Annotated in this window: 22 protein-coding genes; 9 read left to right on the plus strand and 13 right to left on the minus strand. The window is 71.9% G+C overall.

The features are described 5' to 3' along the window. Positions 1 to 131: 131 nt before the first annotated feature. A complete protein-coding gene (locus CLV71_RS05535) occupies positions 132 to 1334 on the minus strand; it encodes a S1 family peptidase (RefSeq protein ID WP_133901504.1) in 1203 nt (400 codons plus the stop codon). Positions 1335 to 1558: 224 nt separating this feature from the next. Between CLV71_RS05535 and CLV71_RS05540 the strand changes: the two genes are divergently transcribed. Continuing rightward, entirely contained in the window at positions 1559 to 5428 is a 3870-nt protein-coding gene (locus tag CLV71_RS05540; protein WP_166663947.1) for an nSTAND1 domain-containing NTPase, read from the plus strand. Here CLV71_RS05540 and lepB read toward each other — a convergent pair. From lepB to CLV71_RS05565, 5 genes are all read right to left on the minus strand, one after another. Then, positions 5407 to 5850, minus strand: coding sequence for a signal peptidase I (gene lepB, locus CLV71_RS05545; protein WP_133901506.1), 444 nt, complete (start codon positions 5848 to 5850; stop codon positions 5407 to 5409). The two genes, CLV71_RS05540 and lepB, sit on opposite strands and share 22 nt — an antisense overlap. Beyond that, positions 5847 to 7637 (minus strand): ABC transporter ATP-binding protein, encoded by a 1791-nt coding sequence (locus tag CLV71_RS05550; RefSeq protein ID WP_133901507.1) that lies wholly within the window; start codon positions 7635 to 7637, stop codon positions 5847 to 5849. Before CLV71_RS05550 ends, lepB begins: the two co-directional genes overlap by 4 nt. Next, positions 7634 to 8179 carry a TlpA family protein disulfide reductase gene (locus CLV71_RS05555; RefSeq protein ID WP_133901508.1) on the minus strand — a complete coding sequence of 182 codons (546 nt, stop codon included), beginning with the start codon at positions 8177 to 8179 and terminating at the stop codon, positions 7634 to 7636. Before CLV71_RS05555 ends, CLV71_RS05550 begins: the two co-directional genes overlap by 4 nt. Beyond that, entirely contained in the window at positions 8176 to 8712 is a 537-nt protein-coding gene (locus CLV71_RS05560) for a MauE/DoxX family redox-associated membrane protein (protein ID WP_133901509.1), read from the minus strand. Before CLV71_RS05560 ends, CLV71_RS05555 begins: the two co-directional genes overlap by 4 nt. A gap of 63 nt (positions 8713 to 8775) precedes the next feature. Then, complete coding sequence (locus CLV71_RS05565) at positions 8776 to 8967, minus strand: hypothetical protein (RefSeq protein WP_133901510.1); 192 nt, start codon at positions 8965 to 8967, stop codon at positions 8776 to 8778. A gap of 153 nt (positions 8968 to 9120) precedes the next feature. Here CLV71_RS05565 and CLV71_RS05570 point away from each other — a divergent pair, with 153 nt between their 5' ends. Beyond that, positions 9121 to 11877 (plus strand): ATP-binding protein, encoded by a 2757-nt coding sequence (locus CLV71_RS05570; RefSeq protein WP_166663948.1) that lies wholly within the window; start codon positions 9121 to 9123, stop codon positions 11875 to 11877. A 273-nt stretch (positions 11878 to 12150) separates the two neighbouring features. Here CLV71_RS05570 and CLV71_RS05575 read toward each other — a convergent pair whose 3' ends face one another. Further along, on the minus strand, positions 12151 to 13086 hold the full coding sequence (locus CLV71_RS05575) for a hypothetical protein (RefSeq protein WP_133901512.1): 936 nt from the start codon (positions 13084 to 13086) through the stop codon (positions 12151 to 12153). Positions 13087 to 13185: 99 nt separating this feature from the next. After that, complete coding sequence (locus tag CLV71_RS05580; protein ID WP_166663949.1) at positions 13186 to 14148, minus strand: helix-turn-helix transcriptional regulator; 963 nt, start codon at positions 14146 to 14148, stop codon at positions 13186 to 13188. On the opposite strand from CLV71_RS05580, the gene CLV71_RS05585 reads away from it, so the two are divergent. Then, a complete protein-coding gene (locus CLV71_RS05585; RefSeq protein WP_166663950.1) occupies positions 14135 to 14656 on the plus strand; it encodes a hypothetical protein in 522 nt (173 codons plus the stop codon). The two genes, CLV71_RS05580 and CLV71_RS05585, sit on opposite strands and share 14 nt — an antisense overlap. A gap of 62 nt (positions 14657 to 14718) precedes the next feature. On the opposite strand, the gene CLV71_RS05590 is transcribed toward CLV71_RS05585, so the two are convergent. Next, entirely contained in the window at positions 14719 to 15390 is a 672-nt protein-coding gene (locus tag CLV71_RS05590) for a response regulator (protein ID WP_133901515.1), read from the minus strand. Beyond that, positions 15387 to 16502: a sensor histidine kinase gene (locus tag CLV71_RS05595; RefSeq protein WP_243866238.1), complete on the minus strand. Its 1116-nt coding sequence runs from the start codon at positions 16500 to 16502 to the stop codon at positions 15387 to 15389. The genes CLV71_RS05590 and CLV71_RS05595 overlap by 4 nt, the downstream gene beginning before the upstream one ends. A gap of 158 nt (positions 16503 to 16660) precedes the next feature. Here CLV71_RS05595 and CLV71_RS05600 point away from each other — a divergent pair, with 158 nt between their 5' ends. Further along, entirely contained in the window at positions 16661 to 16879 is a 219-nt protein-coding gene (locus tag CLV71_RS05600) for a hypothetical protein (RefSeq protein WP_133901517.1), read from the plus strand. Here the strand turns inward: CLV71_RS05600 and CLV71_RS05605 are convergent. Then, entirely contained in the window at positions 16876 to 17454 is a 579-nt protein-coding gene (locus tag CLV71_RS05605) for a TetR/AcrR family transcriptional regulator (RefSeq protein ID WP_133901518.1), read from the minus strand. The two genes, CLV71_RS05600 and CLV71_RS05605, sit on opposite strands and share 4 nt — an antisense overlap. A gap of 80 nt (positions 17455 to 17534) precedes the next feature. Here CLV71_RS05605 and CLV71_RS05610 point away from each other — a divergent pair, with 80 nt between their 5' ends. Further along, the gene (locus tag CLV71_RS05610; protein WP_133901519.1) at positions 17535 to 18590 is read left to right on the plus strand and encodes a saccharopine dehydrogenase family protein; all 1056 of its coding nucleotides are present in this window, start codon (positions 17535 to 17537) and stop codon (positions 18588 to 18590) included. A gap of 63 nt (positions 18591 to 18653) precedes the next feature. Next, entirely contained in the window at positions 18654 to 19478 is an 825-nt protein-coding gene (locus tag CLV71_RS05615) for a DUF1206 domain-containing protein (protein ID WP_133901520.1), read from the plus strand. On the opposite strand, the gene CLV71_RS05620 is transcribed toward CLV71_RS05615, so the two are convergent. After that, complete coding sequence (locus tag CLV71_RS05620) at positions 19398 to 20432, minus strand: helix-turn-helix transcriptional regulator (protein WP_133901521.1); 1035 nt, start codon at positions 20430 to 20432, stop codon at positions 19398 to 19400. The two genes, CLV71_RS05615 and CLV71_RS05620, sit on opposite strands and share 81 nt — an antisense overlap. A gap of 84 nt (positions 20433 to 20516) precedes the next feature. On the opposite strand from CLV71_RS05620, the gene CLV71_RS05625 reads away from it, so the two are divergent. From CLV71_RS05625 to CLV71_RS05635, 3 genes are read left to right on the plus strand one after another with little or no spacing between them, the layout of a single operon-like run. Then, entirely contained in the window at positions 20517 to 20933 is a 417-nt protein-coding gene (locus CLV71_RS05625; protein WP_133901522.1) for a VOC family protein, read from the plus strand. 20 nt (positions 20934 to 20953) lie between these two features. Continuing rightward, positions 20954 to 21415 carry a hypothetical protein gene (locus CLV71_RS05630; protein WP_243866239.1) on the plus strand — a complete coding sequence of 154 codons (462 nt, stop codon included), beginning with the start codon at positions 20954 to 20956 and terminating at the stop codon, positions 21413 to 21415. Continuing rightward, a complete protein-coding gene (locus tag CLV71_RS05635; RefSeq protein WP_133901523.1) occupies positions 21412 to 21735 on the plus strand; it encodes a hypothetical protein in 324 nt (107 codons plus the stop codon). Before CLV71_RS05630 ends, CLV71_RS05635 begins: the two co-directional genes overlap by 4 nt. Here the strand turns inward: CLV71_RS05635 and CLV71_RS05640 are convergent. Further along, positions 21716 to 22036 (minus strand): DUF3253 domain-containing protein, encoded by a 321-nt coding sequence (locus CLV71_RS05640; RefSeq protein ID WP_133901524.1) that lies wholly within the window; start codon positions 22034 to 22036, stop codon positions 21716 to 21718. The two genes, CLV71_RS05635 and CLV71_RS05640, sit on opposite strands and share 20 nt — an antisense overlap. Positions 22037 to 22049 lie beyond the last annotated feature (13 nt).

Here is a 22049-nt window from a genome sequence, read left to right on the forward strand (position 1 = left end):
CCAGCCACCCCGACGGCGAGAAGAAGTCTCCGTGTGCGTTCTCTCACTGCGATCAGATATCCCGAGCTGGTTGGGAAAATGGACGACTGTTCGCGAAGCGGGGCGCGCGGGCGCCCCGCTTCACCCGTGCGCTACGACACCACCACTCCGTAACGTGGTCCGTAGTAGGCGAGGCTGTCGGCGATCGGGTAGTAGAACGACACGTTGGGCAGGCCGACCTTCTCCAGGCACCGCCCCGCGTCCAGCGTGGCGCCGCTGACCACGCCCTCGGCCCGGTTCTGGGGACCGGTCTGGTAGACGGACCCGCCGGAGTCGCCCTTTTCCACGCAGGCGTCGAACCTGGTCAGCCCGTACATCCAGTTGACGTTGTCGTACAGCACGGACTGGTCCTTGCCGGTGATGTGGCCGCACGTCAGGCGGGTCTTCACACCCGACTTGCACACCGCGGCGCCGACCGGGCCGTCGCTGTAGCCGTCGATCGTGACCGCGGCGCCGTTCGACGGGTTCGTGTCCACCCACGGCCCCTGTACCCACTGGGCGGTGTTGGTGACGCGGACCAGTGCATCGTCGAAGCCCGGGAACCACCGTTCCACGACCGGGCCGATCACCGAGCCGTCCTGTCCGGTGACGGTGCCGCCCGCGGTCACGCAGTGGCCCGCAGTGATCAGGTAACGGACACTGGTGGTGGGGTTGACGACGTTGAAGCCGTTCGAGCAGTTTCCCCCGTTGATCGCGTCGCCGCCGTGGAGGTACTGCCAGGTCGCCGTGGGCTGGGCGGTGGCACGCGCCACCACGACAGCATCGCCGTACGCGGCGAGGCGGTCGAGTGTCGCCCGAGCGGCGTCGCGGCGGATGGTGACCACGACGCGGTCACCCGCCGGGTCGGTGTACCAGCCGACGACGCCCTCGGGTGCGGTGACGGCCTTGGCGCCGCGCCCACCGCGGTGGCCGCCGAGGTCGTCGCTGATCGCGGCGAGTGCCGCCGCGCCGTGCCGGACGACGCGGACGTCCGCGCCGGCGGCGACGACCCTGGGCGCCTGGTCCGCCCGCGTCGCGGCGACCGTCAGCCGTCCGGTGTCGGCGTCGAGCCACGACCCGGCGTGGTCCTTCCCCATCCGGCCGCGCAGTGCGGTGTTGAGCGCGACCGCCCGTTCCTGCACGGCGAGCCGCTGTCTCGCCTGGTCCTCGGTCATGTCGAGGTCGCGCGCCAGCGCCGCGAGCACCGCGGCCGGGACGTCCTCCGCGTGTCCGTGACCGGTATCCGGTCTGGCCACCGCCGCGGCGTCGAACGGCGCGAACAACGCGCCGAGCAAACCCATCGTTCCGCACAGCACGGCTGTTCGTCGACGAAATGGACTCACAATCCACCCCAATTCCTGGTTGCTTTCTCGCACGGGGACCGACTGTTCCGCGAAAATGCGGCCTGCGGTCTCCCAGTCAGACTTTCGCTTGTTGGCAAGGGCATCCGGAAGGCGACGAGAATAGTCCGTACAAGGCCGTACGCCGCGCCGGAGTCCGTTTAGACTTTGTCCGCCCGCAACCGATCAGGGGGTCGTGGATGCGTCAGCAAGAAACCCCGGAGCCGGATTACCCCCGGCCGCACGCGGTGCGCACCCGCCGTGAATTCGCCCAGGAACTGACGGTGCTCCGCGAGCGCGCCGGTCTCACCGTCCGCCAGGTCGCGGCCGAGGTCGGTGTCCAGGGCGCGCACAGCACGATCGGCGACTGGTTCGCGGCACGTGGCCTGCCGTCACTGGCGTCCCGCCCACTGCTGGAGTCGGTGCTGGCCGTGTGCGGCGTGCGGGACGCGGCGGCGGTGGAGCGCTGGATCGACGCGTGGCAGCGGGTGCGGCGGGCCCCTGGCAGGCGACCCGCGGGCGTGGAGCCCTACCGGGGACTGGCCGCGTTCCAGCCGGCGGACGCGCCGTGGTTCTTCGGCCGCGAGGAGGCGACCGCGCGGCTGATGGCGGGCCTCGCCGCGTTGCACGAGGCGGGTGGCGGGCTGCTCACGGTCGTGGGCGCGTCGGGATCGGGCAAGTCGTCGCTGCTGCGCGCGGGCATGATCGCCGCGATCGGGGACCTGCCCGCCCCGGCGGGCAGGCGGGTCGAGCTGCTGACGCCCGGCGCCGACCCGGTGGCCGCGGTCGCCGGTGCGTTGTCGGCGGATCCCGAGGCCCTGCGTGCCGATCCGGCCCTGTGCGCCGCGGACCACGCCCGCGAGACCGCCGAGGTCACCGGCGCCCCGTTGGTGCTGGTGGTCGACCAGTTCGAGGAGCTGTTCACCGCCTGTGGTGACGAGCCGGACCGGCAGGCGTTCGTCGCCGCCCTCGGCGCGGCGGGCTCACCGCGAGGCGGCGCGCTGGTCGTGATCGGCCTGCGGGCGGACTTCTACCCCCGCGTGCTGCGCTACCCGCCGCTGCTCGCGGCCGTCCAGGACAACCAGCTCGCGGTCGGCCCCATGACCGTGCCCGAGCTGCGCCGGGCCATCGTCGAGCCGGCGCACAGGGCATCGCTGGAGGTCGAGGACGGCCTCGTGGAGCTGGTGCTGCGTGAGCTTGCGCCCGCCGGTGGCGACGGTGCCCCGGACGCCGGCGTGCTGCCGCTGCTGTCCCACGCGCTGTACGCCACGTGGGCGCACGCGGCGGGCGGCCGTCTGACCGCCGAGGACTACACCGCCACCGGTGGCATCGGCGGCGCGGTCAGGGCCAGCGCCGACTCCGTCTACGACAAGCTGCCCGAACCGCGCAGGGTGCTCGCCCGCAGGATGTTCCTGTGCCTCGTCCAGTTCGGCGACGACACGGTCGACACCCGCCGCAGGGTGCCGATGTCGCGCCTGGTGACCGAGTGCGGCGACGGCGACGTGGCCGAGGTGCTCGACCAGTTCGTCGGTGAACGGCTGCTCACGGTCGACGCGGACGCCGTGGAGATCAGCCACGAGGCGCTGCTGACCGCCTGGCCCCGGCTGGGTTCGTGGCTGGAGGACGACCGGGCCGCGCTGATCATGGGCCGCAGGCTCAGCGACGAGGCGACCCGGTGGGACGCCGACGGCCGGGACCCCGGCGGGTTGCTGCGCGGTACGCGGCTCGCGGCGGTCCAGCACTGGTGGCACGGCGCCGGACCAGGCGTGGCACCGGGCGAGCTGGTGGCACGGTACGTGGCGGAGTCCGTGGGGCTCGAGCAGGAGGAGCGAAGAAGGGCCCGGCAGCGAACCCGGCGACTCCGCCAGCTCGTCGTGGGCCTGGTGGTGCTGCTGGTCCTCGCCGCCACCGCGACGGTCGTGGCCGTGCGGGGCCAGGAGGAGGCCCGCGCCGAGCGCAACGCCGCCATCGCGGGCAGGGTCGTCGGCGAGGCGAACGCCCTGCGTGCCACCGATCCCGGACTGGCCGCCCAGCTCGCGCTGGCGGCCTATCGGCTGACACCCGGTCCCGAGTCGGTCGGCAGTCTCCTCAGCAGCACCAACGGCCCCTACGCCGACCGGTTGACCGGCCACCGCGACGACGTGATGGCGGTGGCGTTCAGCGGCGACGGCACCACGATGGTGACCGGCAGCGTCGACGGTGTCGTGAAGGTGTGGGACACCGCCGAACGCCACCGGCCCCGGCTCGCCGCGACCGTCGACCGGCCAGAGGGCGAGGTGACCGCGGTGGCGTCCCGCGCGGGCGGCCCGGTGTTCGCGACCGCAGAACACGACGTGATCACGCTGTGGGACATGACCGACCCCGCCAGGCCGCGTGAGACGGCGGTGTTGCGCGGGCACGAGGGGCCGATCCGGAGTCTCGCGTTCAGCCCCGACGATCACCTGCTGGTCAGCGGCAGCTTCGACGGCACCGTCGGCCTCTGGAACACCGGGGACCCCGAGCACGCCGGCCTGCTCACCCGGCTCACCGGGCACACCGCGGGGGTCGGGACGGTGTCGGTCAGTCCGGACGGCCGGACCGTGGCCAGCGGCAGTGGTGACGGCACGGTCCGGCTGTGGGACGTCGGCGACCCGACCGCGCCGAAGCCGCTGGCCACCATCACCGACGAGGGCAGCCAGTTCCTGTCCACCGCGTTCAGCAGGGACGGGCGACTCCTGGCCACCGGAGCGTTCGACCAGGTGAACGCCGTGCGCCTGTGGGATGTTGGCGACCCGGCCCGGCCCGTCCGGCTCGCCGAGCTGTTCGGACACACCAACGGCCCGATCGGGCTGGCGTTCGGCCCTGACGGCCACACGCTCGCGTCGGCGGGCTACGACAGCACCGTACGGCTGTGGGACCTCACCGACCCGACCCTCCGCGGCGCACCCGTCACGCTGTCCGGTCACTCCGACGTCGTGTACACCGTGGCGTTCTCACCCGACGGACGGACCCTGGCCAGCGCGGGGAAGGACGACACCGTCCGGCTGTGGGACCTGGACGGCGAGGTGCTGACCGGGTTGGGCAGTGAGGGGCAGTCCGTCACGTTCAGCCCCGACGGCCGAACGCTGGCCGCGACGACCTTCGGCCTCACCCGGCTGTGGGACATCACCGGTCCAGGCGCGCCGAAGCCGGCCGGAACCCTCACCGGACACACCAACGGCGTGGTCGATGCGGCGTTCACGCCGGACAGCCGGGCGCTGGCCACCGCGAGCCTCGACTTCACGGCACGCCTGTGGCGGGTCGAGGACCCGTACCACCCCAGGCCGTTGTCCGTGGTCACCGGGCACACCGACAACGTGTACGCCGTCGCCGTCAGCCCGGACGGGACGTTGCTGGCGACGGGCGGGGTCGATGAGCCGAACGCGTTGCGGCTGTGGGACATCAGCGACCCGGCGCATCCCCGACCTGCTGGCTCGGTACGGGACCACCCGGCGGTCAGCGCGCTGGCGTTCGCGCCCCAGGGCACGCACCTGGTCGCCACCGGACTCGACGGTGTGGTGCGGGTGTGGGACATCACCGACCCGCACCACACCGTCCGCACGGCCGTCCTCACCGGACACACCAACGCTGTCGACTCCGTCGTGTTCAGTGCGGGCGGCACGCTCATGGCGACCGGCAGCGCCGACCGCACCGTGCGCCTGTGGCACACGTCGGACCCCGCCCACCCGCGACCCGCGGCCACACTGACCGGCCACACGGGAGCGGTCGACCGACTCGGGATCAGCCCGGACGGACGTATGCTGGCGACTCCCAGCAAGGACGACACCGTCCGGGTCTGGGACATCACCGATCCCGCCGCGCCCGCACTGACCGCGATCCTGACCAACCACACCGACGACGTCAGGTCGGCCACGTTCAGCGCGGACGGCGCCACCCTGGCGACCAGCAGCGCCGACGCCACCGTGCGACTGTGGCCGCTCGATCCCGCCACCGCCGCGGCCCGTGTCTGTGACCGGGTCCGCGCTCCGCTGAGCACCGCCGAGTGGCAGCGACGCTTCCCCGACCTGCCCTACGAACCACCCTGTCGCTGATGCTCGGCTCGGCGTGAGACCCGGTGCACGACGCCGAGCAGCGCCTGCTCCTCGACGTAGCCGAAGTGTCGGGAGTCGTAGCTCTCGTCCGGGTTGTCGCCCAGTACGACCATCTGGTGCGCGGGCACCCGGTTACCCGGGTAGCTCCACAGCGTGGCGACCCTTGCACGCGGGATCACGTCACCGGGAACGGCGATCACCCGTTTGATCATCCAGCCCGGTTCCGTCGTCCTGGGCCGGGCGAAGACCACCAGCGCGCCCGCCGGCACAGCACGCAACGGCTTGCGCCGCACCAGGACCTGGTCGCCGGACCGGAGGGTGGGGGCCATGCTGTCGCCTCTGACGGTCACGACCACCAGCCGCAGCCGTAGCCAGAGCAGGGCGGCCACGACCGCCACCGACACGGCCAGCAGGACGATCATCCCGGCACCTCCTGCAGGTATCCCTTGCTCTGCAACCGGTACAGCCGGGCGTACACACCGTCGTGCGCCAGCAGTTCCGCGTGGTCGCCCAGTTCGGTCACCCGCCCCCGGTCGAGTACGGCGATCACGTCGGCGTCCCGGACCGCACCCAGGCGGTGCGAGATCAGCACACTGGTGCGTTCGGCCCGGTGCTCGTGTAGCCGGGTGTGGATGTCGTGCTCGGCCTCCGCGTCCAGGCCGGAGCTCGGTTCGTCGAGGATCAGCAGATCGCGGCCGACCCGCAGGAACGCCCGCGCGAGCGCTACCCGCTGCCACTGCCCGCCGGACAGCGCCACACCCGTGCCGGGGTCGGCGCTGTCGGTGAAGGTGCGGCTGAGCATCGTGTCGTAACCGCGGGGGAGTGCCGTGAGCGTCTCGTGCGCACCCGCCCGCTCGGCGGCCTCCCGCAGGCGCGTCTCGTCGCCCAGCGCGGTCAGGTCGCCGAGCGCGATGTTCTCCGCCGCGGACAGGTCGTAGTTCACGTAGTCCTGGAACACCGCGCCGATCCGGTCGCGCAGGGCGAGCGGGTCCATCTCCCGCACATCGACCCCGTCCCAGAGGATCGCGCCCCGGTCCGGGTCGTACAGCCTGCAGAGCAGCTTCACGAGCGTGGACTTGCCGACGCCGTTGTGCCCCACCAGGGCGACCGACCGTCCAGCCGGGACAGTCAGGTTCACACCGCGCAGCACCCAGGGGTGCTCGTCGCTGTAACGGAACCAGACGTCGCGGAACTCGATGCCCTCCCGGAGCCGGGGCACCGGCTCGGGGTGCGTCGGCGTCGGCAGGTCGGCGGGGACGGTGACGACGGCCTGGTAGTGGTCGAACAACAGCACCGCCTGGTGGATCTGCGCGGCCTGGTCGACGCCGCTCGCCAGCGCGCCCTGCACCCCCGCGACCGCGGCGACGAACAACGCCACGTCGCCGATGCTGACCGTGCCGCCCGCCGCCGCCTGCACGACCCACACCAGGCCGCACCCGGCGATCACCGCGGCGAGCAGCCCGAGCGCGCCCTGCACCCGCAGCTCGCGCCGGTCCACCGAGCGTGCCGCCGCGTTGATGGCGCCCAGCTCGGTGACCATCCTGGCGCGGAAGAACGACCCCAGACCGAACAACCGGATCTCGTGCGCCGCCCGTGTGCCGGACAGGAGGTTGCCGTAGAAGATCTCCCGCCGCTGCCACGGCTCGATCTCCCACAGCATCCTCGCGCGCCTGCGTGCCAGCCCGAACTCGGCCAGCGCCACCGGGATCCCGCCCGCCAGCACGACGACGGTGACGAGCGGGCTGACCAGCAGCAGCGTCACCGCGAAGCCCGCCACCGTCAGCCCGCCCCTGACCAGCTCGACGACACCGGCGAGCACCGTCGGCGGGCTGATCCGGCCGGAGTCGGCGGCCAGCTGGAGCCGGTCGTGGAACGCCGGGTCCTCGAGCGTCGCCAGCCCGCGCAGCCGGTCCAGCGCGCCGAACAGGCGGTCCCGCGCGAGCACGTCGACCGCGCGGTTGACTTCCGCACGCAGGTACCGCTCCAGGTGGGGCAGGCCTGCGACGAGGACCCCGAGGACCACCAGCAGCAGCGCGGGCAGCAGCAGGCCGGTCGTGGCGCCGCCCGCGATCCGGTCGATCACGGCCCTGGTGAGCCAGGCGATCGCGACCGGTGCCGCGCCCCCGAGCACGGCGGCCACCAGGAACCCCACCGCGGCCAGGGGGCGGGCGACGAACGCGAGCCGCGCGGCGGCCAGGACGGTGTTCACGCCGGCTGGTGTTCCGGCAGGTCCGCGACGTCGTGCGTCGAGGTGGTCACGACGCCGTCCACGATGACCAGGAACGTGGGGAACGCCTTGGCGCCGAACGCCTCCTGCACGGGACCGCGCTGCGGCTCCACCACGACGGCCCCGACCTCGGCCAGCGCCGTGCGGTACCTCACGCCTCCGGCCTGGCCGGACACGACGGCGAGCGTCCGGTCCCGGCCGCCGGGGAACGCGCCGGCATAGGCGAGGAACGCGGGGAGCTTCTCCTCGCAGGCCGGGCAGTCCGGCGCGAAGAAGGCGACGAGGCTCGGCTCGGCGAGGTCACCGAGCGACCGGTCGACGCCGTCGATGTCGGTGGCGGTGAACGGGTCGACGGGGGTCCCCGGCGCGCGGAGGGCGTCCGACGGGATGTCCAGCGCGGCCGCGTTGATCGCGGTCAGGCGGGAGGAGTGGTCACGCAGCCTGCGCACGACTCCCAGGGTCAGCACGAGGTCGATGAGGCACAGGACGCCGACGACGGCGACCGCGACGGCCAACAGGGTCATGACGTGGTCCTTTCCGGGACGGGGGTGGTGGCGAACAGGTCGGTGAGCGCGTCGAGGTTGAGCACGAGCACGGCGAGCACCACGGCCGACGCACCGGCCAGCGCCAGGCCGGGCACCTCCGCGCCGCCGCGCCCGCCGAGGAGGCCGATCCCCGCGACGGCCAGCAACAGGGCGTTGCGCACGAGGTGTCGTGCTCCCATGGGCGTGGTCGAGCGGCCGAAACAGTTGCACGACGCGGTCTCGCCCCGCCGCAGCGCCGCCGCGACCGCCACCGTGAAGGCACCCAGCAGGGCGAGTGCGAGCACCAGTCCGACTCGCGCGGTCGCGGGGACCGCGAGCAGGACGGCGGTGGTGACCTCGACACCCACCACGGCGACGGACAGCGGTCCGGCCAGGCCGCGGAAGGCGGGCACCAGCCGGGCCGTCGCCAGCCGGAACTCGGCGAACGCCCCCCTGCCGGTGAGCTTGGTCTCCGCCGAGAACGCGAACACCACGATCAGCAGGCACTCGCAGCCGAAAGCCACGTAGGTCATGTTTCCTCCGGTAGCCGGGCCGGCACCGGGACACACGCGTCCCGGTGCCGGCTCACCGAGCACCTAGCAGCACGGGTCCGGGTTGCCGCACGGGCCGCAGACGCCGTTGCAGCACCGCTTGTACCGCACCTCGCAGGTGACGCAGCCGCCACAGCTGGGGTAGGTGCACGCGGCCGCGCCCGCCGCGTCGGCCTCGACTCGTGGGACCAGTGCCGACAGCACCCGGTCCCCCAACCGCTCCAGAGCCGCGATCATCTCCACTCCTTCCGACGGTGACATGAACGCCAGCCATGTAACCGCCATGAAGATCGTTCAACCGGGATACTGGAATTTCCTGAACGTTCCTGGACATTCGCCCAGTGGGGGTGGCTGATGTCGGACACGGGTGTGGGTCCGGACCCGCGACGTGTGACTGACCTGCGTGAACTCGCCCACGAGCTCGACCTGCTGCGCCGCAGGGCCGCGGGCGGCACGCGCAAGGCGCGGGTGAGCCTCACCGACCTGGCCGCCAGGGTGAGCCTGCCCCGCTCGACCGTGCACACCTACGTCGCCGCGACGACGTTCTGCCCGGCCGAGGCCCTGGACCGGATCGTGATCGCGCTCGGGGCGTCACCCGCCGAACAGGCGCAGTGGAGCGAGGCGTGGTACCGGGTCGCGGGCAACCAGCACGACCGCCGCCGCGCCGTGGCGCAGGCCACGCCCCGTCAGCTGCCACCCGGTATCCCGGGGTTCACCGGCAGGCACGAGGCGCTCGCCGCGCTGGACGCGAACCTGTCGTCGCCGGAGGGCACGATGGCGATCTCCGCCGTCGCGGGTGCCGCGGGCGTGGGGAAGACCGCGCTCGCGGTGCACTGGGCGCACCGGGTCGCGGACCGGTTCCCGGACGGGCAGCTGTTCATGAACCTGCGCGGCTACGACCCGGGAGAGCCGGTGCGGGCGGTGGACGCGCTCGCACGGCTGCTCCGGGTGCTCGGTGTCCCGCCGGGAGAGGTGCCTCCGGAGCTGGACGACGCCGTGCCGATGTACCGGTCGCTGCTGGCGTCCCGGCGGGTGCTGGTCGTGCTGGACAACGCCGGTTCCGCCGAGCAGGTCCGCCCGTTGCTGCCCGGCGCCGCCGGCTGCTCGGTCCTGGTGACGAGCCGGGAGGACCTGGGCGGGCTGATCGCGCTGGACGGTGCCCTGCCGGTGCGGCTGAACACCCTGCCGCCCACGGAGTCCCTCGCCCTGCTGGCAGGCATGATCGGTGCCGGGCGGCTCGGCCGTGAACCCGCCGCCGCGGCGGAGCTGGCCACGCTGTGCGGTCATCTGCCGCTGGCGTTGCGCATCGCGGGCGCGCACCTCGTGAGCCACCCGGAGCGGACGGTCGAGGCGTACGCACGGGACCTGGCGGACGGCAACCGGATCACGAAGCTGGCGATCCCGGAGGACCCGAAGGCCGCCGTCCGCAGCGCGTTCGACCTGTCGTACGCGACGCTGACCTTCCGTGAGCGGCGGCTGTTCCGCGCGCTGGGCCTGGTGCCCGGTGGGGACTTCACGGTGGCGGCGGCAGCAGCGGTGGCGGGTTCCTCGGTGGCCGAGGCGGAACAGGACCTGCACCGCCTGGAGACCGCGCACCTGCTGCGCCCCGGTCCGCACGGCCGGTACCTGTTCCACGACCTGATCCGGCTCTACGCCACGGAACGCGCGACGACCGAGGAATGCCCGCAGGACCGCGAGCACGCGATGGGAAACCTGCTCGCGCACTACCTCGGTGTCGCCGACGCGGCCCACGAAGTCCTGTACCCGCACCGGATCCGCGTCCCGCCGCGGGCGCGCGCGGCAGCGGTCGAGTTCGCCGACTCCGCGTCGGCACTGCGGTGGCTGGAGGCCGAACTGCCCAACCTCACGGCCGCGATCCAGCACGCCGTGGCCACCGCGCACGCGAGGGAGGCCTGCCTGCTGGCCGACGCGATCCGGGGCTACTTCCCGGGTCGGGGGCACGGTTCGGAGCAGTTCACCGTCGCGACGACCGCGCTGAGGGCGGCGTCCGAGGCAAACGACCCGCTGCTGGCCGCCTCGGCCCACCTCAGCCTCGCCGAGGCACACGCGGGGCGCGGCCGGTACACGCCTGCCATCGAGCACAGCGCGTCGGCACGGACGCTCGCACTGAAGGCAGGCTGGACAGACGGCGAGTCGACCGCGTTGGGCCGCCTCGGCACGATCCACCGCGAGACCGGCAGGCTCCGCGACGCCGCGACGTGCTTCCGTCAGGCGCTGGACATCAACACCCGGCTCGGCGCGCGGCACAAACAGGTGCTGGACCTGATGAACCTGGGCGTCACCCATGCCCTGCTCGGCGACCTGACCGAGGCCGCCGACCTGTTCGGCCGCGCACACGAGATCGGCCACGAACCGGTGTCCCCGTCCAACACCGCGATGGTCCTGCAGTGCCTCGGCAACGTCCACCGGTACCTGGGACTGGTGACGGAGGCCGTCGGGTTCCTGACGGAGGCGTTGGCCATCAGCCGTGCCATCGACGAGGCCGGCAGTCAGGCGGGGATCCTGGACAGCCTGGCGGGCGCCCACACCGACAGCGGCCGCCAGGACGACGCGATGCTGTTCGCGACGCAGGCGCTGTCGTTGGCCAGGCAGGTGGGTGCTCGTCGGACCGAGACGGCGGCACTGGTGAACCTGGGTGCCATCCACCTGGCACAGGGTGACCACCGGCAGTCCCTGCAGCGGTACGGCGATGCCCACGGTCTGGCCACGGACATCGGCCACCTGGCGGGGGAGCTGGACGCACTGATCGGGTTGGCGTGCGCCAACACCAGCCTCGGTCACCACCGGACGGCCGGCACCCACGCGGACGCGGCGCTGGCCCTGTCCCGCAGGTCCGGCCACCGCCTGCAGGAAGGGCAGGCCCTGACGGCACTCGCCGACAACGCCCTGGCGTCCCGCTCGGCCCGTGATGCCGCCCGGCTGGCGCACGAAGCCCTCACGGTCCACAGCAAGACCGGCTACCGGCTTGGGGAAGCCCGTACGCTCCGCACTCTCGGCCACGCCATGCGCCGGCTCGTCGATATTCCTGCCGCCCACACCCACTGGCAGGCAGCGGTCAGTTTGCTGACCGACATCAACACGAGCGAAGCCGAGGCCCTCCGCAGGGTGATCGCCCACGATTCGTGACCGACAGCGCAACGTGCCGGTACATGACGGCGAGGGGAAGCGGTTCGGCGCCTGGTGTCGGAGCCAACGCCTTCCTACGGGTTGTGGCGCCTCCAGGAACTGAACCGCCTCGCTGCGAGCGCGGAGACGTGGGTGCTGCTTCCTCGGTACGAAAGCCTGTTCGCCAAGGAGGTTCGCGACCAGGCGGAGCGGAAGCCGCGCCTTCTCGGCGTGGATGTCGACGCCGAGTTGGCGCGCCTGACAGAACGGGCCTCACCCACGACCTGGCGGATGTCAGGGCAGGGCGCGCATCTCGGCAGGCGACCCGCCGTCGGCCGTGACTACCTCGGCGTCCGCGACCGCCTCCGCGGCCGGGACCGCCGCGCCGTTCGCCACCGTCCTGGTGTCCCGGTGCGCCAGCGCGTCGAGGATCTCGGCGGGGCCGCGCAGTAGCTCGGGACGCGTCGCCAGCAGCCGGATCTCGTCCTCGGTGAGTACTCGCGCCACCACGCGTCCGCCGGACTTCACGAACAGCACGGAGCTGAGGTGAACGACCACCTCGTCGTGGTCGCCGAGCGCCTCGGCGAGACGTGCTACGGCGTTGGCCTCCCGCTCGTCGCTCTCCGACCGCGGCGCCGCGATGTGCTTCAGCTCGGCCGCGCGCTCGACCTTGTGCAACACGTCGACGAGTTTGTCCACCGCCGCCGACTCACCCCGTGACGCGAACAACCGCTGGAACCACGACCCGCGCTGTGGCTCCTCCGCCTCCTCGACGTCGAAACCGCACACCTCGAGCACAGCCACGACCGCGTCGCGCAACGCCTCCCCGTCGTCCGCGGCCGTGTAGACGGAGACCGGTTCGACCGCCCGGACCACGCGAACCACCGGACTCTCGCCCCGGGTGGATCCGTTGTCGCCGAACCAGACGACGGGCCGCCCGCCGCCGCCCGAGCCACCGGCCTGCGGCCACCCCGGGTGCATCGGCACGCCCTGACTGGCGACGACCGGGCCGAACGGCTGGCCGAACATCCCGGGCTGTCCACCGAACATCCCGCCCTGCCCGGGAACACCGAAGGCGCCACCCTGCCCGGGCGTGGCCGGTCCCTGGGTTCCGGGCCCGGCCGGGTACGTCGAACCCGGCTGCCACAGGGATTCGACGACCTCGGGTGGCTCCTGTGTGTACGCGTCGCCGGTGGCCGGGTCGACACCCTCCTCGTCTTCGTACCGCACAGTTGTCACCTCTGTCGGGAGCACGCCGGTTCGCCGAATACATCGCCGGGCGTCTGCCGCCCGTTTCGGCCCGATCGGGTGACATGTGTCGGTTGCGGCCTAGAGGTGGTCTTCAGGCCGGGGTGGTTCCGGGGGAAGGACGCCGAGAGCGCGGGCCTTGTTGAGCACGGCAACACGATCGTGTACGCGCAGCTTCCGGTAGATGTTCTCCTTGTGCTTGACGACGGTCCTCTCCGCGATCTGGAGCCTGGTACCGATGGCGTGGGCGGTCAGCCCTTTGTCCAGAAGCGTGAGGACGGCCATTTCTCGCATGGTTATCCCGTGTTCCGCGGGATCGCCGAGCCTCGGAATGTCACGCACCACTTTTTCGTGTGCGGATACCGTGTCGAGCAGTGAGCGGGCGAGGTCTGCGTATTCGAGGTCGCGGTCTGTGAAGCCGTGATCGCCTCGGCTCATGATGACACCCCGGATCTGCCCGGGGCGTGAGGTCAACGGCAGTGCCAGTTGACGGTCGATGCCAATGGCCGCCTTTCCCGCGTGATAGGCCTCGCTCTTCCCCCAGCGGTCATCGGTGAACTCGTCGAGGGTCAGAGGAGTCAGGTCCCTCGTGTGCGCGTAGTGACGTAGAAGGGGATGCACCCGCATGTGGGCGGCGATGAGGTCGTCCAGCGGTGCCTCCTCCAGCCAGTCGGGTTTGCCGGTAAGGGCATGACCGGTGCCGGACTGCCAGTCCAGGTCGACGAGGACGGCCAGATCGGCCGGCAGGTCGATGGTCAGTCGTTCCATGAGCAGCGGCCACACGCGCACCGGCTCGCGTTCGGTGAGCAAAGCCCTCGCCAGGTCGTGAACGAGCCTGGCATCGCCCCCGGACAAAGCTGTCATATACGCAGTGTGCCTGATCGATTTCCGTATTTCGAGCAGTGCGATGGTGACATCCTGGTTGGTTACTTTCCTCCGGCCAATACGAAGTTCTTCGTATTCGTCTTGCCCGGTCAGGGCGTCAGGCTGTGACTCAGCTGGTATCCACATCAATTGAAAGGAATCATCGATGTCCAGTCGCACACGCCGTCGCCTCACGGCGCGGTTGGCTTCCCTGGTCCTGACCGCGACCGCGGTGCTCGGGCCCATGGCCACTCCTGCCGAGGCCAACGAGATCCCGGGATCGTGGTGGTGGAACACCGCCCGGTTCTGGGAGTCCCCCGGCTTCGACGACGACGGGGTCGAACTCGGCCCCGGCGCCTACGACCTGCGGAACGTCACCAGGGACTGCGCCATCTTCTGCTGGAACGACTGGAACGACGTACCGTCCTCCCTGCACGTCGCACCCAACACGTGGCTGACCGTGTGGGAAGGCGTCCGTCAAGGAGCCTGCGTCGCCTTCTGGGGAGGCGACCCCTTCCAGCCAGGGGGGAACACTCCGGGCCGCGCATGGGACAGCCTCGCCCACATCGCCGCCGGCGGCTCCTCCGGCAACTGGAACGGCCGGATCAGCTACGTGGTCGTCACCCCGGTGTCCGGGTATCACGAGCGCCCGATCACCGGCTGCCCGGAAGCCGTCTGGTTCGGCTGACCACGGCGGCCCGGCGGCAAGTCTGACAGCGACTGTCCCGTGTGTCCCAGGCACACGGGACGTCAGTCCAGCTCGCCCGCGTCGTGGGCCAGGAGGGCGACCTGTACGCGGTTGTTGAGCGCGAGCTTGGTGAGGATGCTCGACACGTGGGTCTTCACGGTCGGGACGCTCAGGTGCAGGGTTTTCGCGATCTCCGCGTTCGACTTGCCCTGGCCCACCTCGACGGCGACCGTCCGCTCGCGTTCGTTGAGCGTGGCCAGGCGGGCCTGCGCCCGTGAACGGCGAATCTCGGTCCCCGTCTCCGCCACCCGTGCGATCAGGCGCCGGGTGACCGCGGGTGAAAGAACCGGCGTACCGGCCACGACCTGCCGCACCGCCGCCACGATCTCCTCGGGCGGGGTGTCCTTCAACAGGAACCCGGCCGCCCCCGCGCGTAACGCCCGCAGCACGTGCTGGTCCGCGTCGAACGTCGTCAGCACCAGCACCTCCGGTGGCGACGTGCGGGCTCGGACAGCCTCAGTGGCAGTCAGGCCGTCGACCCTCGGCATGCGGATGTCCATCAGCACGACCTGCGGCCGGTGCCGGTCCACCAACGCCAGGACCTCGTCGCCGTCGCCTGCCTCCGCCACCACCCGGATGTCCGGCGCGCCGCCCAGCATCATCGCGAGTCCGGCCCTCACGAGGGGATCGTCGTCGACTATCAGCACGTCGACCCGGGTCTCGGCGGCGGTCATGCCGGCCACGGTAACCAGGCCGACACCCGCCAGCCGCCCGAGGGGGTGGGGCCGTGCGTCAGCCTGCCGCCCGCGAGCGCCACCCGCTCGGCCAGGCCGACCAGACCCTGCCCGGAACCCGGCGCCCCGCTCGGCGCCGCCCCGCTCGAGTTGGTCACCTCGACCGTCACGCCGTCGGTCGCCGCCCCCGTCACGTCGACCTCGACGCTCGCGCCCGCCGCGTGTTTGCGGACGTTCGTCAGGCTCTCCTGCACGATCCGGTACACCGTGCGGCCCACGGTGTCCGGTGTGGTCCCCTCGACGCCGGAGCGCAGCACCACCGGCATCCCGGCCCGTGCCGACTCGGCGATCATCGTCGGCAGGTCGGCCATCGTCGGCTGCGGCAGTTCCTGCACGGGGGCGCGCAGCACGCCGATCACCTCGCGCAGGTCCTGCAACGCCTGGTGCGCGCTCTCCCTGATCACCGACGCGGCCCGCGCGATGTCCTCCCTCGGCGCGTCCGGCCGGTACTCCAGCGCCCCCGCATGCACGCTGAGCAGCGACAACCGGTGGCCGAGCACGTCGTGCATCTCCCTGGCGATCGACTCCCTGGCCCGCAGCTGTGCGTGCTCGGCCCGCAGCTCCGCCTCCTGCTCGGCCCGCAACGCCCGGTCCCGCAGCGACGCCACCAGCTCGCGGCGGTGCCGCACCACGAGCGCCCACCCGGTCACCGCGCTCTGCACCGCCAGCCCGAACAACACGACGACGTACAGCGGGAGGTCGCCCTCCGGTCGCAGGACCGTGAACACGACCGACGACACGATCCCCAGCGCGAACTGCACCGCCGTGACCCGCATCGGCCGGTGCACCGCGACGGTGAACAGCGCGACCATCGCCGCGCCGCCGACCAGCTCCGACACCGACGACACGACCATCAGCACGGTGCAGAGCCCGGCAGGACTGCGTCGCCGCAGCCACAGCGCGCCACAGCCCACCACGCCGACGAGCTGGTCGACGTCGAAGAGCCACTTCTGGTCGGGCAGCTCGTGCGCGGTGATCCGCGCGGTGGACAGCACCAGCCCGAACAACACGGCGAACAGGAACAACGTGATGTCCACGAGCCAGTCACGCACGCTTCGCCTGCGGCTCCCCATGACAGCCGAACCTACCGACCCCGGTGCCGTTCACCGGCCGGTCCGTGACCAAGGTCGGCGAGGTCGATACTTTGGTCGCCTCGCCGCATACGCCCGACCGATCCGGTGGTCACCTCGCCGGCCGTAGTTTCGCCGCCATGCGGAAGATCGTCGAGACTGTCGGGTTCGTCCTGTTGGTCATGGGCGTCAGCGGCACGATCGACCACCTGGCCGTGCAGCCGGTCCTCGGGTTCCTCAACGTCCTCAACCGGCTCGTGTTCCCCCAGGTGGTGCCAGGGTACGAGCTGTACGCGAACCTGGCCGTCGCCGTGCTCGGGCTCGCCGTCCTGGTCGCCGCCGAACGCACGAGGACCTAGCCCGGCGGCGTGTTCGCCAGGTTCCTCATCGCCGCCAGGGTCTGGTCGACGGTGGTCGGGAGGTCGGGGTCGCCGTGCTGGTCGAGCCAGCGGGTGACCGCGATCCGGAACGTGGTCACGGCGATCTCGGCCGCCAGCCGCGCGGTCAGGTCGTCGACTCCTCGGTCGCGGAAGCCCCGCTCCAGGGCCTCGGACATCAGCGAGAACTTGCGCAGCTCACGCTCGCGCAGGGCCGGTTCCGCGTCGACCGCGGTCCGCCTGCGCAGCAGGTAGTCGAGGCCGCGACCCTCGAAGATCTCGGCCGCGGTCGGTGCCAGGCCCGCGGTGATCAGTTCCATCGGGCCGAGCGAGGGCGGGGCATCGGCCATGAAGCGGGCCACCCGCTCGGGCACCAGCTCCTCGCCTGCGAACAGAACCTCGCGCTTGTCGGCGAAGTGCCGGAAGAACGTACGGGTCGTGAGCCCGGCCCGAGCCGTGATCTGCGGCACGGTGGTCTCGGCGAAGCCCTGCTCGAGGAACAGGTCGAGCGCGGCCTGCTCGAGCCGTTCGCGCGTGCCCGGCTGCCATCGACCCATGCGCCCGATTCTAGTGATGACACGACGTGTCATGCCGTGCGATAGTGATGACACGACGTGTCATCACTATGGAGGCGACCATGACGGGGGAGATCTGGGTGCTCGGCGCGACCGGACGGGTCGGCAGGGCGGTGGTGGAGCGTCTGCGGCAGACGGGCGCGGAGTTGGTGGTGGCCGGTCGCGACCGGGAGCGGCTCTGCCGGGTGAGTCCGGACGCCAGGGCGGTGACCGGCTCGCTCGACGAGGTCTGCGCGCGGCTGGCCACCGAGGCGCCGTCCGTCGTGGTCAACACGGTGGGCCCCTTCACGGTCACGGCGCCACGGGTCGTGCGCGCCTGCCCGCCAGGCACCCACTACGTCGACGTCACCGACGAGCTGAGGTCGTTCGAGCTGCTCCACGACATGGACCGGGAGGCGGCGGCGACCGGTCGCACGCTGGTCTCCGGGGCCGGCTTCGGCGTGCTCGCGACCGAGAGCATCCTGCTGCACCTGTTGGCGGGCGGGGAAAAGCCGTCGCGAGTACGTGTCGACGCCGTCGCGTCGGTCGCGATCGAACCCGGCGCCCTCGGCGAGGCCCTGGCGGGCACCATCGTGCACTCGTTCCTCGACGGCGGTCGCGAGGTGCGGCAGGGCCGGATGGTGCGTGCCAGGCCTGGCCGTGCCGCCGAGAGGCTGACCACCCCCGACGGCGACGTGGTGACCACCGCTTCCCTCGGCGCAGGCGAGCTTTTCGCGGCCTGGCAGGCCAGCGGGGCCCCGTCGGTGATCGGCGCCTCGGCTCTGGCCCCGGCCAACCCGCTCGTCCGAGCGGCCCTGCCCGCGATCGTCGGCGTGCTGCGGCTGCCCGGCGTGGCCGGCTTCGCCACCCGGCGGCTCGGCCGCGTCGCGACAGCTACGGCCAAGGAGCGCCCGCGCCGGTCGTCGTGGGGCCGGGCCCGGGTCGAGTGGCCGGGTGGCCGCGTGCGTGAGGGCTGGCTGCGCACCGGCGAGGGCATGACGTTCACGGTCGACACCGTCATCGAGGTGGTCCAGCGCCTGGCCAAGGGCGGAGGGCGTCCCGGCGCCTTCACCCCGGGCAGGCTCTTCGGTCCCGAGGTGGCGCTCGCGGCGGGCGCCGAGTTCGTGGTCGCGGACTGAGCTGCGTTCGCACGTCGAGCGACCACCGTAAGTCCACAGTAAAGTCCACTCCATGGTGTGGTTATGAACAAGTCAAAGGTGAAGTCCCGCGAGGTGACGACGAGCGCGGCGTTCCAGTTCGTGGCCCGGTTGGGGTTGGTGGCCTACGGCGTCGTCCACCTGCTCGTCGCGTGGCTGGCCGTGCAGGTCGCGCTGGGCGACCTCGACGGTGGTGGGGTCGGCAAGGCGGACAAGACCGGTGCGTTGCAGTCGATCTCGGCCAACACCGGCGGTGACGTGCTGTTGTGGCTGATCGCGGTCGGGCTCGGTGTCAGCACGCTGTGGCAGTTGGTGGAGGCGGTGACCGGCGACCGGAGTGGCAAGCAGGCACGGTTGCTCCGCATGATGAACCTCGGCGAGGCGGTCCTGTTCGGCTACCTGGCCTTCAGCGCGGGCAAGCTCGCCGCGGGCTCTCCGGCGTCCTCGACCGACCAGGCCCAGCTCGGCGTGATCGGCAGCCTGCTCAACGAGCCGTGGGGCAAACCGGTGGTCGTCGTGATCGGCCTCGCGATCGTCGCGGCGGGGCTGTTCGTCGCCCACCACGGCGTCACGAAGCGCTTCGCCAGGGAGCTCGACCTGCACAAGGCGAGCAGGCCGACGCGGACGGCCGTGGTCCGGTCCGGGCAGGTCGGGTACAGCGCACTCGGTGCCGTGTATGCCATCGCGGGCGTGCTGGTCGTGGTCGCCGCGTTGCAGAGCCAGCCTGCGAAGGCAACCGGCCTCGACGTCGCCCTGCGGACGCTCGCGGCGCAGACCTACGGCACCGCGCTACTGCTCGTGGTCGCCGCGGGCCTGGCGATCTTCGCCCTGTTCACCGTCCCGGACGCCCGTTACCGGCAGGCGGGCTGATCCCACTCCGTCGAGCAGCCGGGTCGCCAGTGCCCTGACGGTCTCGCGCAGCTCGTCGGGTGACTCGATGACGAACGGCGCGTCGAGCGCGGTGAGAACACCAGGGATCCAGTCCAGCCGCTCGGCCTCTATCCGCACCCGCACCCAGGAGACGTCGACGGGTTCGAGAGACGCGATCCCGCGTGGGAGCCGGGAACGGACGGTGTCGAGGTCGCCGAGGACCCGTACGGACACCTGGTGGCGCCACGGTGTGCCCGCGATCCCGGCGAGTACGTGCGCCGCGGGGTCGAAACCGGTCGGTACCTCGAACGTGCCGTCGCGTGGCGCCACGTGTCCGATGCGGTCGAGCCGGAAGGTGCGTACCTCGCCGCTGACGGAGTCCGCGCCGGTCAGGTACCAGCGGCCCGAATGGGCGACGATGCCGTACGGGTGCACGGTGCGTTCGCCGCGCCGTGCGTCGCGTCCGGTGTAGCCGATCTCGACGGGCCTGCGGCCACGCGCGGCGTCGGCCAGCCGCAGCAGCACCTCGGTCTCCGGGGTGGTCGCGGGACGCGCGGGCGCGGTGAAGTCAGTGGTCTCCAGCAACGCGCCGAGGCGGGCGGCCAGTGGCTTCGGCAGCACGCGGCGCAGCTTCGCGACCGCGCTCTCGGCGGCCGCCGCCGAGGTCGTCACCAGCCCGGCGCGGTGGCCCGCCACGAGCCCGAGGAGGACGGCCAGGGCCTCCTCGTCGGTGAGCATCAGCGGCGGCATCCGGTAACCGGGCATCAGGCGGTAGCCGCCGTGGGGGCCGCGTACCGACTCGACGGGCACGTCCAGGTCGACCAGGTGCGCCACGTAGCGCCGCACGGTGCGCTGGTCGACGCCCAGCTGTGCGGCCAGGTCGGCGGTGGTGCGCGTACCGCCGCTCTGGAGGATCTCGAGCAGTGCGAGCACGCGTGCCGCGGGTCGGGGCATGGTCCGGACATCGTCTCACGTACCGGGCGGAACCTGTCCGGTACAGGCTCTAGCGTCGCTGACACACGAAGGGAGCACGTCACCATGAGAATCGCCTCACTGCGCGTCATCACCGACGACGTCGCGCGGCTCGTCGGCTTCTACGAGCACCTCACCGGCCTGACCGCGACCTGGGCCACGCCGGACTTCGCCGAGATCACCACGCCCACGTTCACCCTCGCGGTGGGCAGCACACGCACCGTCGGCGTCTTCGGCCCCGGCACCGCCCACGCCGCCGACAACCACAGCGCGATCATCGAGTTCCTCGTCGACGACGTGGACGCCGAGTACAGCCGGCTCCGCCACCGCGACGGGCCGCCGGTCGAGTTCGTCAACGAGCCCGCCGACATGCCGTGGGGCAACCGGTCACTGCTCGTGCGCGACCCCGACGGCACACTCGTCAACATCTTCACCCCGGTCACCGACCAGGCCGTCGCGAAGTGGTCGTGCATCGTTCCGTGACCACCGGGCATCCCTCGCCCATGGACACCTTCGACAACGCGGACCGCCGACTCACCGACGGGCCATGGCGTGAGGCGTTGGACGACCGGACGGTCGAGGCGGTGGGGGCGTTGACCGAGGCGTTCGAGACGGTGGAGGTGGCGAGGGGACACCTCTACGCCTTCCACCAGCTCACCGGCTCGGCCGACATCAAGCTGGAGCGGGCCGTCGAACTGCTCGAGAAGGCGGGTCACGAGCAGCTCGCGCAGCGGCTTTCACGCGAGCTGCTCGGCCGCAACGTCCTACCGGGACGGTGGACCTTCCAGGTCGTCGAGGACTACGAGGACACGTACTACTCCGTCTTCAGAGGCCTCGAACGCGAGGTCCGCGAACTCACCAACGGCCTCCCGCACGTGTACGAGGCCGACCTGAAGCGCAGGCGACGCTCGGTGGGCGTGCCGGGACACGAGGCCACCGCCGACGAACCCGCGGCGGGCACGTGACGTCCACGCAGGACGGTCACTACGTGGTGATCTCCGGCAGGCGCTGGCGCGCGACGGACCCGGCTGTGCCCGAGGACGTCGCGGCCGCGCTGCGGAAGCACCTGATGGCCGCACGCAGAGCCGTCGGGGTCGCCTTGCGGGCGGGGGACCGTGCTGCCGAGCGCGAGGCACGCGGTCACGTCCACGAGGCCAAGGTCGCCCTCGGTGAGCGCGGCACGCCGTGGTGGGAACAGAGCGACGACGAACGTGCCCGCCGCTGGACGGTCGGACTCGACACCCTCGACCATGACAGTCCACACGTCACCGGGGGTCGACGCTGATGCGGACCGGGCCGGTCCACTCGCCGTCCGGCGACAGGACGTCGCCTCGGCTCGTGACCCGGACCCGGTGCTGCCGCGCGAGTGCGCGTGCCGCCTCCCTGGCGTCGGGCATGAGGTCGCGCCACCCCGCGCCGCCGACCGCGCGCGCGGCGTCGGAGGGGCAGATCGAACTGTCCGGCCCCCGATGACGAGCCAACGCGAGGATGACGACCTCGAGCCGGTCACCGGTCGAGCCCTCCAGGCGCTTCACACCGGCCGCGGCCAGTTCGGCCCGCAACCGCGCCACTCCCTGGTCTGCCATGACGATGAGCCTC

Origin of the sequence: Actinophytocola oryzae (assembly GCF_004364325.1) — a bacterium.
GTDB lineage: Bacteria > Actinomycetota > Actinomycetes > Mycobacteriales > Pseudonocardiaceae > Actinophytocola > Actinophytocola oryzae.